Annotated in this window: 11 protein-coding genes; all 11 read right to left on the bottom strand. The window is 62.6% G+C overall.

Annotated features, from left to right (window positions below; genetic code table 11):
• Positions 1-16: 16 nt before the first annotated feature.
• Positions 17-775, bottom strand: a complete 759-nt coding sequence (gene tolQ / locus C41B8_RS11005) for a protein TolQ (protein ID WP_037337870.1) — start codon at positions 773-775, stop codon at positions 17-19.
• Entirely contained in the window at positions 772-1,179 is a 408-nt protein-coding gene (gene ybgC / locus C41B8_RS11010) for a tol-pal system-associated acyl-CoA thioesterase (RefSeq protein ID WP_037337873.1), read from the bottom strand. The genes tolQ and ybgC overlap by 4 nt, the downstream gene beginning before the upstream one ends.
• Positions 1,172-2,236 carry a Holliday junction branch migration DNA helicase RuvB gene (gene ruvB, locus C41B8_RS11015; RefSeq protein ID WP_037337876.1) on the bottom strand — a complete coding sequence of 355 codons (1,065 nt, stop codon included), beginning with the start codon at positions 2,234-2,236 and terminating at the stop codon, positions 1,172-1,174. Before ruvB ends, ybgC begins: the two co-directional genes overlap by 8 nt.
• 1 nt (position 2,237) lies before the next feature.
• On the bottom strand, positions 2,238-2,846 hold the full coding sequence (gene ruvA / locus C41B8_RS11020; protein WP_037337879.1) for a Holliday junction branch migration protein RuvA: 609 nt from the start codon (positions 2,844-2,846) through the stop codon (positions 2,238-2,240).
• Positions 2,843-3,346, bottom strand: a complete 504-nt coding sequence (gene ruvC, locus C41B8_RS11025) for a crossover junction endodeoxyribonuclease RuvC (RefSeq protein ID WP_037337882.1) — start codon at positions 3,344-3,346, stop codon at positions 2,843-2,845. Before ruvC ends, ruvA begins: the two co-directional genes overlap by 4 nt.
• A 3-nt stretch (positions 3,347-3,349) precedes the next feature.
• The gene (locus C41B8_RS11030; protein WP_037337885.1) at positions 3,350-4,099 is read right to left on the bottom strand and encodes a YebC/PmpR family DNA-binding transcriptional regulator; all 750 of its coding nucleotides are present in this window, start codon (positions 4,097-4,099) and stop codon (positions 3,350-3,352) included.
• A 104-nt stretch (positions 4,100-4,203) separates the two neighbouring features.
• Positions 4,204-6,048, bottom strand: coding sequence for a potassium transporter Kup (locus C41B8_RS11035; RefSeq protein WP_051883415.1), 1,845 nt, complete (start codon positions 6,046-6,048; stop codon positions 4,204-4,206).
• Positions 6,049-6,290: 242 nt separating this feature from the next.
• Positions 6,291-7,730, bottom strand: coding sequence for a dihydrolipoyl dehydrogenase (gene lpdA, locus C41B8_RS11040; protein ID WP_037337890.1), 1,440 nt, complete (start codon positions 7,728-7,730; stop codon positions 6,291-6,293).
• A gap of 64 nt (positions 7,731-7,794) precedes the next feature.
• Positions 7,795-9,090, bottom strand: a complete 1,296-nt coding sequence (gene odhB, locus C41B8_RS11045) for a 2-oxoglutarate dehydrogenase complex dihydrolipoyllysine-residue succinyltransferase (protein ID WP_037337891.1) — start codon at positions 9,088-9,090, stop codon at positions 7,795-7,797.
• A 44-nt stretch (positions 9,091-9,134) separates the two neighbouring features.
• Complete coding sequence (locus tag C41B8_RS11050) at positions 9,135-12,053, bottom strand: 2-oxoglutarate dehydrogenase E1 component (RefSeq protein WP_037337893.1); 2,919 nt, start codon at positions 12,051-12,053, stop codon at positions 9,135-9,137.
• A gap of 152 nt (positions 12,054-12,205) precedes the next feature.
• On the bottom strand, positions 12,206-13,111 hold the full coding sequence (galU, locus tag C41B8_RS11055; protein ID WP_037337895.1) for a UTP--glucose-1-phosphate uridylyltransferase GalU: 906 nt from the start codon (positions 13,109-13,111) through the stop codon (positions 12,206-12,208).
• Positions 13,112-13,132: the final 21 nt, after the last annotated feature.

The following is a 13,132-nucleotide window of genomic DNA, read 5'->3' on the forward strand; positions in this document are numbered from 1 at the left end:
CGGCGGCCAGCGACGGCTAGAGCTCCGGTGCGGTGCGCACCGGTTCCGGCTTGTCGGCCTTCTTCGCCGCTCGTTCACGCACGATCGGATTCGCGGCATTCACGCCGCGTTCGACGATCCCGGCCATCTCTTCCATGAACGTATCGAATCGGTTCTCGATGAATTCGAGGCGATTGCTGAAGAAGTTATAGGCCACGACCGCGGGTATGGCGGCGAACAGACCCATCGCCGTGGCAATCAGCGCTTCGGCAATACCGGGTGCGACCATCGACAGGCTGGCCTGCTGCACGTTCCCCAGCCCGATAAAAGCGCTCATGATGCCCCAGACCGTGCCAAACAGGCCCACATAGGGGCTGATCGAGCCGACCGTAGCCAGAAAAGCGAGCCCGGATTCGAGCCGCTCAAGCTCGCGCGACAACGCGACCCGCATGGCCCGCTGCACAGACGGTACGATATCCGAACTGGATACCGCGTCGCCCTGATTGCGCTGACGTTTGAGCTCTTCGTATCCCGCCTTGAACAACGCCGGCATGCCTTCAGGATGCTCGTCGTGACGATGCACTTCCTCGTAGATGTCCTTGACGTTGCCACCGGACCAGAAACGATCCTCGAACCATTCCATCTCGGCCACGGTGTTCTTCATCAGTCGCCGCTTGGCGAAGATGACCACCCAGGAGGCAATCGAGGCCAGCAGCAGGATCACCAGCACCGCCTTGACCAGCGTGCTCGCCTGCATGATGAGACTGACCAGACTCATGTCGGTCGCGACGTTCATCTCGACTCCTTGATAAGCGCTTCAGGCAACCGGCATGGCCGGAAGTCCGCGACTTTTACACAGGCCACCGTGAATTGGCCCTGAATTAACAACGCCCCGTCGCGCGTGATCTCCTGTTCGAAGACAACACGAGCGCGCGTACGTTCCGCAACCGCGGCACTGACGGACAACCGATCATCCAGCCGTGCCGGGCGTCGAAAACGGATCGACAGGTCGGCCAGCGTGAAGACAATGCCGTAGGCGTCGGCCAGGCTCTGATGCCCGAGCCCCTGGGCTTCGAGCCACTCGGTGCGGGCCCGTTCGAAATATCGCAGATAATTGGCATGGTAGACCACGCCGGTAGCATCCGTGTCTTCGTAGTAGACCCGGACGCCGATATGAAACGGCGTCGGCACGTCACTCATCGAGATCGAACAGATCGGACGCTGCCGTTCGGCCCGTGTCGGGCACCGGCAGCCCGTAATGGCGATAAGTCGCGGCCGTGGCCAGCCGGCCGCGCGGCGTGCGCATCATGAAACCCTGCTGGATAAGATAGGGTTCGATGACATCCTCGATCGTCTCGCGTGCTTCGCCGATGGCCGCCGCAAGACTCTCGACCCCGACCGGGCCGCCGTCGAATTTCTCGACCAGCGCACCGAGCAGCTTGCGGTCCATCACGTCGAAGCCATTGTCATCGACACGCAGCATGTCCATGGCCCGAGCGGCGGTATCGCCATCGATCCGGCCGTCGGCCCGTACTTCGGCGTAATCCCGCACGCGCCGCAGCAAGCGATTCGCCACGCGCGGCGTGCCGCGTGAGCGGCGGGCGATCTCGGCAGCACCGGCCGGCTCGATCGCAATCTCCAGAATGCCGGCCGAGCGCGTCACGATATGCGACAGATCGGCCTGGGAATAGAATTCCAGACGCTGCACGATGCCGAAGCGATCGCGCAACGGCGACGTGAGCGCGCCGGCCCGCGTGGTCGCGCCCACCAGCGTGAACGGCGGCAGATCCAGCTTGATCGAGCGCGCCGCCGGGCCTTCACCGATTACGATATCGATCTGGTAATCCTCCAGCGCGGGATAGAGCACTTCCTCGACCACCGGTGACAGGCGGTGAATCTCATCGATGAACAGCACGTCGTTGCGCTCGAGATTGGTCAGCAGCGCTGCCAGATCGCCGGGGCGTTCAAGGACCGGCCCGGACGTCTGGCGAAAGCCGACGCCCATCTCGTTGGCGATCACGTGGGCCAGCGTGGTTTTGCCGAGCCCCGGCGGGCCGAAGATCAGCACATGATCGAGCGCCTCCGATCGCGCTCGCGCGGCGGACACGAAGATATCGAGCTGCTCGCTGACCTCCGGTTGGCCAATATACTCCGCCAGGCCGGTGGGCCGCAGCGCACGATCGAATCGCCCATCCTCCGGGCGCTCGGCCGAGCCGACCAGGCGCTGCTCGGTCTCGTCTCCGTATTCCGGTTGCATGTCAGCGCACCGCTCGTTTCAGGGCTTCGCGGATCAGCGCTTCGCTGTCGTTGGTTTCGGTATCCAGACCGCGCAACAGACGATCGGCTTCGGCCGGCTTGTAGCCCAGGGCCACCAGCGCATGCCGGGCATCGGCGCTCGCCCCGCCAGTGACCGGGCCACCGCCGTCTTGTGCCGGGCTGGCGTTCAAGGTTGGCGCGATGTCGGTGCCGGAGAGCTTATCGCGCATTTCGACCAGCAGGCGCGCAGCCGTTTTCTTGCCCACCCCGGGCAGCCCGGTCAGACGCGCCGCGTCGTCGGCTTCGATGGTCGCCACGAAGTCGGCCACGTTCATCCCCGACAGTACGGTCAGCGCGAGCTTGGCGCCCACGCCAGAGACCTTGATCAACTCGCGAAACAGGCGCCGTTCGGCTTCTTCGGCAAAGCCGTACAACAGAATGGCGTCATCCCGCACCACCATCTGGGTCAGAAGCGTCACTTCGCCTGATTGTTGCGACAGCGTGAAGAAGGTCGACATCGGCGCTTCGACTTCATAGCCGACGCCGCCGACATCAATCACCAGCCTCGGTGGCTGTTTGGTGACGATACGTCCACGCAGTTGTCCAATCATGAGGTTCGCGCCTGTGCTGCCTGCATGCGGCCGCTCGTATGCGCATGGTGAGCATGGCACAACGCGACCGCGGCGGCGTCGGCGGCATCGGCCTGAAGCGGCCCCTTGGCGCCCAACAGCATGGCGATCATATGCTGAATCTGCGCCTTGTCGGCATGCCCGCGGCCAACAATGGCCTGCTTGATCTGCGTTGGCGTATATTCGGCCACGCTTAGCCCGGCCGACGCGCCGGCACAGATGGCGGCACCGCGAGCCTGACCCAGCTTGAGGGCGCTGGAGGCGTTACGCGAGACGAAGACGTCCTCGACCGCCATCTGATCCGGCCGATACTCGCGGATGACTTCGGACAGCCGATCGAAGATCAGCCCCAGCCGGGTTGGAAAATCGGCGCGCGGCAACCGGATGCAGTCGATAACCTGTGCCCGCGGCGCGGCACCGCCGTCCACGATCGCATAGCCGGTAATCGTCGAACCCGGATCAATGCCGATGATTCTGGGCACGCCCTAGGCCGCCTCGTCCGACAACGAGGCTTCGTCGAATTCGACGTTGGTATAGACGTTCTGGACGTCGTCGATGTCTTCCAGCGCGTCGATCAGTTTCAGGCACGTCTGCGCGGCGTCGCCGGTCAGTTCCACCGTGGTCGAGGGGCGCATGGTGACGTCACCGTCGGCCGGCGCGAACCCGGCGGCTTCGACCGCTTCGCGCACCTGGGTGTAATCGTCGGGCGCGGTCAGCACTTCGAACGAGCCGTCCTCGTACTCCACCAGGTCTTCGGCACCGGCTTCGAGTGCCGGATCGAGCACTTGTTCGTCGTCGACATCCGGCGAGAAAGTCAGCACGCCCTTCCGATCGAACAGATAGGCCACCGAACCGTCGGCGCCCATGTTGCCGCCATTGCGACTGAACGCATAGCGGATTTCGGAGACCGTACGATTGCGGTTGTCGGTCATGCAATCGACCATGATCGCCGCACCCTGCGGACCATAGCCCTCGTAGCGAACTTCCTCGAAGTTGTCGCCACCGGACTCGCCCGCGCCACGCTTGGCCGCTCGCTCAATATTGTCCTTGGGCATGTTGGCCGCCAGCGCCTTGTCCCAGGCCAGGCGGAGCCGCGGATTGTCGTTGGGGTCGGAACCGCCCATACGGGCGGCCACGGTGATCTCGCGGATGAGCCGCGTGAAAACCTTGGCGCGCTTCTTATCCTGGGCTTTTTTCCGATGCTGGATGTTCGCCCATTTACTATGCCCTGCCATAAACGCCTCGTCTGGATACGCTCGGCGGCATTTTAACAGGCTGCATGGCCGCTGGCGTGCCGAGCACGGCGAAACGTCGACCCCGAGCGAAACCTTCTTACCGGCTACAACTCGATCTGCAGGCCAAGCTCCACGACCCGGTCGCTCGGGATGAGATAGTACGCCGTCGCCGGCATGGCATTGCGCGACATATACGCGAACAGACGCTCGCGCCAGACCATCATCCCCGGCACATCCGCCGTGGGAATGAGTGTTTCGCGGCCGACGTAGTACGTCGTCTGATCGAGGTCGACATCCAGCCCGTACTCCTCGGCAAAGCGAAGCGCCACCGGCACATTCGCGGCCTGCATGAAGCCGTAATAGACCTGCATGCGATAGAAGCCGCGTCCGAGATCCTCGATTTCCATGCGGTCGGCTGCCGGCACGCGCGGCACGTCGCGCGTGTGCACGGTGAGCAGGATCACCTGCGCATGCAGCACTTTGTTGTGCCGCAGATGGTGCAGCAGCATCGGCGGGGTTCGCGTGCCGGCGTGGGTCATGAACACCGCGGTGCCGTCGACCCGCAGACTCTGATCGGCATGCGCCTCGATGAACTCATCGAGCGGCTCGGTATCTTCGTTGAGGCGCCGTCCGACCAGATCGCGCCCAGTCCGCCATGTCGCCATTAGAAAGAAGATCAGCCCGGCCACGACCAGCGGGTACCATCCGCCGTCCGGAATCTTGAAGACGTTGGCACCAAAAAACGACAGATCGACCAGGATCAACAGCAAGGCGATGGCGGCAGCGAACGTGGGGAACCAGCCCCAGCGACGCGCGACGAAGAACGCGAGCACGGTGGTGATGACCATATCCAGCGATACCGCCACGCCATAGGCCGAGGCCAATCGATCCGAACTCTTGAACCCGATCACCAGCCCGATGGTCGCGGCCATCAGCACCCAGTTCACGATCGGAATATAGATCTGGCCGTACGATTCGCGCGACGTCTGTACGATGCGCATCCGCGGCAGCTGGCCCAGCTGCACCGCCTGGCGAGTGAGCGAGAACACGCCGGAGATGACAGCTTGCGAGGCAATCACCGTGGCCAGCGTCGCGATCAGCACCACCGGATACAACGCCCAGTGCGGCGCCAGTTCATAGAATGGCTGCCGGGTCTGGGGATCCGACAGCATCAGCGCGCCCTGGCCAAAGTAATTCAGCAGCAGACCGGGCAGCACGACGGCAAACCAGGCGATACGGATCGGGGCGATGCCGAAATGCCCCATGTCGGCATAGAGCGCCTCACCGCCGGTGACCACCAGGAACACCGTGCCCATGACCAGGAAACCGGCAAAACCATTGGCGGCGAAGAACGTCACGGCATGCACCGGATTGACCGCTGCGAACACGCCGGGGTGATGAACGATGCCGCCGATACCGAGCACGCCGAGCGTGGCGAACCAGAGCAGCATGACCGGGCCGAAGAAGGCGCCGACAGCCGATGTGCCTCGGTGCTGGATCAGGAACAGGCCGACCAGGATCGCGATCGTGATCGGAATCACATAGGGCTGAAAGGCCGGCGTGGCCACCTGCAGCCCTTCGATCGCACTCAGCACCGAGATCGCCGGTGTGATGGTGCCATCACCGTAGAGCAGCGCGGCCCCGAACAGGCCGAACAGCATCAAGATATAGCGCCGGCTGGCCTTTTCAGTCTTCCATGGATTGAGCAGCGCCACCAGCGCGATGATGCCGCCCTCGCCGTTATTCGAGGCGCGCATGACGACCGACAGATACTTGATCGAGATGACCACGATCAACGACCAGAACATCAACGACAGCACGCCGTAGATATTGCTGGCCTGGGTATCGATGCTGGCGTGCGCGTAGAACGCTTCGCGCAGGGCGTAGATCGGGCTGGTGCCGATGTCGCCGTAGACGATACCGAGGGCGGCGAGACAGACCAGCGGCATCGACTTGCCATTCTTGGATGCATCGAGGGGGGTGTCCTCCCCGGCGGTCTTGTTGTTTTCGTTGTCTTCGTGCCGGGCGTGCCGGGCCAGCGAACGTTCTTCGCTCTCGTCACTCATTCAGGACAAACGGACATAAAAAAAACACCATGATCCGGAGTCTACACGGCTCCGCATCATGGTGTTCACGGCCTTGAGGACGGCGTCGCGACTGTTCGTCGCAACCCGGACCCGCGGTCGGTCGGCTACTTCTTCTTGCGCGGCGGCGGGAAATGAATCGGCCGGCCGTCCACGGCGAGTGCAGCCTCGTGCACGGTTTCCGACAGCGTCGGATGCCCGTGCATGATGCGGGCAATATCCTCGCTCGACGCCTTGTATTCCATGGCCACGACCATCTCCTGCACGAGTTCGGACACGTACGGCCCGATCATGTGCACGCCAAGGATTTCGTCGGTCTGGGCGTCGGCGATCATCTTGACGAAGCCACCCTGCTGACCCAGCGCCTTGGCACGCCCATTCGCCGCGAACGGAATCTGGCCGACGCGATAGTCGATGCCGGCGGCCTTGACCTGGGCTTCGCTCTTGCCGACCCAAGCGAGCTCCGGCGTGGTGTAGACCACCGACGGGATCGCGTCGTAGTTCACGTGCGGCTTCTGGCCGGCCAGGATTTCGGCCACCGTCACGCCTTCTTCCATGCCTTTGTGCGCCAGCATCGGGTTGCCGACCACATCGCCGACGGCGTAAACGCCGGGCAAGCTGGTGCGATAGAAATCGTCGGTATCGACGAAGCCCTTGTCGTCGAGCTCGACCTGGGCGCCCTTGGCACAGAGATTGGCCGTGTTCGGGCGGCGGCCTACGGCCACGATCAGGCGATCGAAGGTTTCGCTCTTGTTTTCGTCACCCTGGGTGTATTCGACTCGGACCGACTTCTTGTTGGTCTTGGCCGAGGTCACGCGCGCGCCGAGCTGAATATCCAGGCCCTGCTTCTTGAAGGTCTTGAGCGCTTCCTTGGCCACATCGCGATCGGCGATCGGCATGAAGTCCTCGACCGCCTCGAGCAGCGTGACTTCGGCGCCCAGGCGCGACCAGACGCTGCCCAGTTCCACACCGATATAACCGGCACCGATGACGCCGACCTTCTTCGGCACTTCGTCGAATTCGAGCGCGCCCCAGGAGTCGACAATCAGTTCGCCGTCGAACGGCGCGATGTCGAGCTCGACCGGGATCGAGCCCGAGGCGATGATGATGTTCTCGGTCTTGATGGTCTGCTCATCGCCGTCGTGGCTGGTGTATTTCACCTCGCCCGAATCGACCACCTGACCGCTGCCGGCCAGCGACTCCACGCCGTTGGCCTTGAACAGGCTGGCGATGCCGCCGGTCAGTTCCTTGACCACGCCGGCCTTGCGCTTCTGCATCTGCGCGATGTCCATTTCGACATCGCCCACCTTCAAACCGTGGGTCGCGAATTCATGATTCGCGCGGTGGTACAGCTCGCTGGATTCCAGCAGTGCCTTGGAGGGAATACATCCCGCATTGAGACAGGTGCCGCCGAGCGACGGCTTGTCGTCGAGGTTGAGCCACTTGTCGATGCAGACCACGTTCATGCCGAGCTGGGCGGCACGGATCGCGGCCACATAACCGGCCGGTCCCGCGCCGATCACCACGACATCGTATTCCTTGCTCATGCTTGTCCTTGCTTGATTTCTCTAAAGAAGAGCGCCGGCATGAAGCCGGCGCGTCGTATTCGAATCAGACCTGCAGCAGCAGCCGAGCCGGGTCCTCGAGCAGTTCCTTGATCGTACGCAGGAACAGCACGGCATCGCGGCCGTCGATGAGACGGTGGTCATAGGATACGGCCAGCATCATCATCGGGCGGATGACGATCTCGCCGTTGCGCACCACGGGCTTGTCGTTGGTGGCGTGCATGCCCAGGATCGCCGCCTGCGGCGGGTTGATGATCGGCGTCGACAGCAGCGAACCGAACACGCCGCCGTTGGTGATCGTGAACGTGCCGCCGGTCATTTCATCCATCGTGACCTTGCCGTCCTGGGCGCGCTTGCCGAAGTCGCGGATCTTCGACTCGACCTGAGCGTAGGACTGCTGGTCGGCGTCGCGCAGCACCGGCACGAGCAGACCACGCGGCGAGGAAACCGCGACGCCGATGTCGTAATAGCCGTGATACACGATATCGCCTTCGTCGATCGAGGCGTTCATGATCGGGTAGCGCTTGAGCGCTTCCACTGCCGCCTTGACGAAGAACGACATGAAGCCGAGACGAACATCGTGCTCCTTCTCGAACTTCTCTTTGTACTGCGCCCGGAGGTCCATGACCGCCTTCATGTCCACCTCGTTGAAGGTGGTCAGCATGGCGGTATTCTGAGAGGCATCCAGCAGGCGCTCGGCGATACGCTGGCGAATACGCGTCATCGGCACGCGCTGCTCGACACGCTCCGGCGAGACTTCGCCCAGCGCCTGGCGATCGGCCTGCTCGGTCGCCGGCGGCTGCGCGCCGCTCGTGTCACGATTGGCGCTCGACGTGTTCTTGGCACTCGAAGACTTGCTATCGATCGCCTTCTGCACGTCGGCCTTGGTAATCCGGCCATCTTTGCCGGTACCGCTGACATCGCGCGCGGCGATGTCGTTTTCGTCCATGAGCTTGCTGGCTGCCGGGCTGGCCACGGCGTCGTCGCTGCCGGACTGGTCGCTATCGGCATCCGACTCGCTGGAAGTCGAGCCGCTCTCAGCTTCGGCCTTCTCATCGGCCGAATCGTCGTCCGCCGACTCGTCGCCGCCGGTGTCTCCGGCCTCGCCTTCCTCGATGATCGCGAGCACATCGCCGGCCTGCACGGTATCGCCGGCCTGCACCTTGATTTCGGCGAGCTTGCCGGCGGCCACGGCCGGCACTTCGAGCACCACCTTGTCGGTTTCCAGATCCAGCAGGTTCTCGTCGCGTTCGACCGCGTCGCCCTGCTTTTTCTGCCACTCGCCAACCGTGGCCTCACTGACCGATTCCGGCAGCTCCGGCACCTTGACTTCTGTCGCCATTACTATTCCTGATTCGTCGTCTGTCTAGTGAATATCGATCCGCATTATTTCTTGCTGCGGACACCGGATTTCTTGCCGCGTGGGTCAGCCTTGACCGTGCCTTTTTCGATCAGGTGCTCGCCGCCCACCAGACCGGCCTCGACCACGGCCTCCTGCTGCTGCACGTGCAGCTTGTGGTAGCCGACCGCGGTGGTCGCCGCGCCCGGGCGCGTCGCATAAAGCAGTTCGTGATGGTCTTCGAGCGGCACCTGGAGACGATGCTTGATCTGATACCAGGCCCCCTGGTTCTCGGGCTCTTCCTGGCACCACACGATCTGATCGGCGTTCGGGTAACGAGCCAACGCTGCGGCGTAGTCCTCGGCCGGGAACGGATAGAGCTGCTCAATGCGGACCAGCGCCACATCGTCGAGCTCGCGCTCTTCGCGTTCCTGATACAGGTCGTAGTACACCTTACCGCTGCAGAAGACGACGCGCTTGACCTTCTCCGGCTCCAAACCAGAGGTGTCGTCGATCACGAACTGGAAGTGGCCATCCGACAGATCTTCGAGCGTCGAGGTCGACAGACGATGACGCAGCAGGCTCTTCGGCGTTAGCACGACCAACGGCATGCGCAGATTGCGTACCATCTGCTGACGCAGCAGGTGGAACCACTGCGACGGGGTCGACGGGACGCATACCAGCATGTGGCGTTCCGCACACAGCTGCAGGAAACGCTCAAGACGCGCCGACGAATGCTCCGGGCCCTGGCCTTCATAGCCATGCGGCAGGAACATGGTCAGCCCGCACATGCGGCCCCATTTGGCACGACCGCTGGCGATGAACTGGTCGATGATGACCTGGGCGCCGTTGACGAAATCGCCGAACTGGGCCTCCCAGATCGTCAGCGTCTGCGGGTCCGCCGAGGCATAGCCGTATTCGAAGCCCAGTACGCCGGCTTCGGACAACAATGTGTCGTTGACCTCGAAGAACGTGCCATCACGCGAACATTCGTTGAGCGGCAAGAAGGCCTGGCCGTCCTTCTGGTTGTAGATCTTGGCGTGGCGATGGAAGAACGTGCCGCGCCCGGAATCCTGGCCGGAAAGTCGCACATTGAAACCGTCGTCGAGCAGGCTGGCATAGGCCATATGCTCGGCAAAGCCCCAGTCGATACGCGAGGCACCGGCGGCCATCTTGCGGCGATCGTCGACGATGCGCTGCACGCGTTTATGCAGGTCGAAACCGTCGGGCAGGTTGTCGTACAACGAAGCCGACAGGCGGCGAAGGGTTTCCACCGGCACCGACGTGTCGACGATATTCGACCACTTGTCGAGCCGATACTTGTCCCAGTCGACCGTGTGCTCGTTGCCCACCATACCGAGCGTGGTGCGGCTGATGTTCTTGCCCGCGTCGAGCCCGTCGCGATAGGCATCGAACAACTCCTGGGCACCGTTCTCGCCGATCAGGCCGAGATCCTGCAGATGTTTGGCATACAGCATGCGCGTGGTCTGCATGCTCTTGACCTTCTGATACATCAGCGGCTGCGTGACCGCCGGCTCATCGGCCTCGTTATGGCCCTGCCGGCGATAGCAGATCATGTCGACGATGACATCCTTGCCGAAGGTTTCGCGGTAATCCATCGCCAGACGCGTGACAAAGACCACGGCCTCCGGGTCGTCGCCGTTGACGTGGAAAACGGGCGCTTCCAGCATTTTGGCGATATCGGTGCAGTACTGCGACGTCCGCGACATCTCGCCCTGCTTGCCGGTGATCGGGTCCTGCATGGTGAACCCGAGCTGGTTGTTCACGATCAGGTGCACCGTACCGCCGGTCGCATAGCCTTCCGCCTGCGACAGCTGCAGCGTTTCCATGACGATGCCCTGACCCGCGAACGACGCATCGCCGTGAATCAGCACCGGCAGGACCGTCTCGCCCGCGGTATCGTGGCGCCGCACTTGGCGTGCCTTGACCGAGCCCTGGGCCACCGGATTTACCGCCTCAAGATGCGACGGGTTGAACGCGAGCACCAGATGCACGCGTTCGTCCTCGATCTCGATGTCGGTGGAGAAACCGAGGTGGTATTTCACGTCGCCGGACATATCGAGTTCGTCGACGTCGTACTTGCCTTCGAATTCGGCGAACAGCTCGCTCGGCGCCTTGCCGAGAATATTCACCAGCACGTTCAGGCGGCCTCGATGCGCCATGCCGATCACGACTTCGTCAACGTGGTGACGCGCCGCCGAACGCACCAGCTCGTCGAGCGCCGGAATCATGCTATCGGCGCCTTCAAGCGAGAAACGCTTCTGGCCGACATACTTGGTATGCAGATACCGTTCGATGCCTTCGGCGGCGGTCAGCTGGCGCAGTATCTCGAGCTTTTCGCTGTCCTGCAGGCCGGGGTGCTCGACCCCGGCTTCGAGGCGACGCTGGATCCAGCGTTTCTCCTCGGTATTGGTGATATACATGTACTCGGTGCCGATCGTGCCCGTGTACACGTGCTTGCAGACATCGATGATGTCTCGCAGCCGCATCTCGTCGTCATGCGCATACAGCGAACCGGTGTTGAACACCTTGTCCATGTCCGCTTCGCCCAGGCCGTGATAGGCCGGGTCCAGATCCGGCAACGGCGCCGGGTTGTACAAACCCAGCGGGTCGAGATCGGCCACACGATGCCCGCGGCTGCGGTAATGATTGATCAGCTGGAGTACACCGGCCTGTTTCTGTGCCGCGCGCGACGACAAGCCAGATTTGGCCGATGCACCCTGGCCCGCCGAGGCCTGCATATCCACGAAGGAGTCGCGGATCGGGCCGTGCGCGATATCGCTGCCATTGCCGTCGCCGTTGAGGCTCTTGAAGTAGTCGCGCCAGCTCGGCTCGACTGATTCCGGATCGCGGAGATATTGTTCGTAATAGGCTTCGACGTAGGAGGAGTTGCCGCCGAACAACGGGGAGGTACTGATGAACTCGTCGTTCAAGTCGCTTTTCATAGAAACTGGTCTGTCGCCGTGTCAGGGTGCCGGATACACCCCGGTGTCGTTGGCCGGCGCTCCGCTGCCATCATCCGGTCCGCGCCGGGCGCATATGATAACAAATTGCCAGCGCCCGGGCCGGCGCGAGCGCCGGCTTATCGGGCCTTGTTCTAGCTGGCCTGTTGTGCTTCCGAATCGTCTTCCCATCCGGCGGTGAGCCGCTTGAGGTAATCACGGAACTCGTCGCCGATCTCGTCGTGTTTCAGACCCATTTCGACGTTGGCCTTGAGATACCCGAATTTGCTGCCGCAGTCGTAACGCGTACCTTCGAATTCATAAGCCAGCACGGTCTGCTCGCCCATCAATGCCTCAATGGCATCAGTGAGCTGGATCTCGCCACCGGCGCCCGGCTTGGTCTTGTCGATCAAGCGGAAGATGCGCGGCGTCAGGATATAACGGCCAACCACCGCCAGATTTGAGGGGGCTTCCTCGGTCGCCGGCTTTTCGACGATGCCGCGGATCTCGGATAGCCCCGGGCCGATCGGCTCGGCCTCGACGATGCCGTACTTGTGGGTGTCTTCCCAAGGCACGCGCTGTACCGCCAGGACGCTGGTGCCGTACTCCTGATAAACCCGATGCATCTGCGCCATGCAAGGCTGAAACGCACCCGCGATCAAGTCATCAGCGAGGATCACAGCGAAATCCTGATCACCCACGGCCGGCAGCGAGCATCGAATGGCGTCGCCCAGCCCGAGCTGCTCCGGCTGCCGGATATACACACAACTGATGCCCGGGGGCAGCACATCGTGAACCGCGGCCAGCAATTCTTCCTTCCCCTTGGCTTCGAGCGCGGCTTCGAGTTCGTAGTCGCGATCGAAGTGATCCATGATCGAATTCTTGGCATGGCTGGTGATGAACACCATTTCCTCGGCGCCCGCCGCGATCGCTTCCTTGACCGCATACTGCACCAGCGGCTTGTCGACGACCGGAAGCATCTCCTTGGCGCTGGCCTTGGTCGCCGGTAGAAACCGCGTGCCGAGGCCGGCTACCGGGAATACCGCTTTACGAATTCGCATAACACATCCTTATATCTAATC

It is taken from the genome of Salinisphaera hydrothermalis C41B8 (assembly GCF_000732535.1).
Classification (GTDB): Bacteria; Pseudomonadota; Gammaproteobacteria; order Nevskiales; family Salinisphaeraceae; genus Salinisphaera; species Salinisphaera hydrothermalis.

Bases quoted from the DNA above. Each gene is read 5' to 3' on its own strand.
- tolQ (WP_037337870.1), bottom strand. From the start codon at position 775: ATGAACGTCGCGACCGACATGAGTCTGGTCAGTCTCATCATGCAGGCG.
- ybgC (WP_037337873.1), bottom strand. From the start codon at position 1,179: ATGAGTGACGTGCCGACGCCGTTTCATATCGGCGTCCGGGTCTACTAC.
- ruvB (WP_037337876.1), bottom strand. From the start codon at position 2,236: ATGCAACCGGAATACGGAGACGAGACCGAGCAGCGCCTGGTCGGCTCG.
- ruvA (WP_037337879.1), bottom strand. From the start codon at position 2,846: ATGATTGGACAACTGCGTGGACGTATCGTCACCAAACAGCCACCGAGG.
- C41B8_RS11030 (WP_037337885.1), bottom strand. From the start codon at position 4,099: ATGGCAGGGCATAGTAAATGGGCGAACATCCAGCATCGGAAAAAAGCC.
- C41B8_RS11035 (WP_051883415.1), bottom strand. From the start codon at position 6,048: ATGCCGCTGGTCTGTCTCGCCGCCCTCGGTATCGTCTACGGCGACATC.
- lpdA (WP_037337890.1), bottom strand. From the start codon at position 7,730: ATGAGCAAGGAATACGATGTCGTGGTGATCGGCGCGGGACCGGCCGGT.
- odhB (WP_037337891.1), bottom strand. From the start codon at position 9,090: ATGGCGACAGAAGTCAAGGTGCCGGAGCTGCCGGAATCGGTCAGTGAG.
- C41B8_RS11050 (WP_037337893.1), bottom strand. From the start codon at position 12,053: ATGAAAAGCGACTTGAACGACGAGTTCATCAGTACCTCCCCGTTGTTC.
- galU (WP_037337895.1), bottom strand. From the start codon at position 13,111: ATGCGAATTCGTAAAGCGGTATTCCCGGTAGCCGGCCTCGGCACGCGG.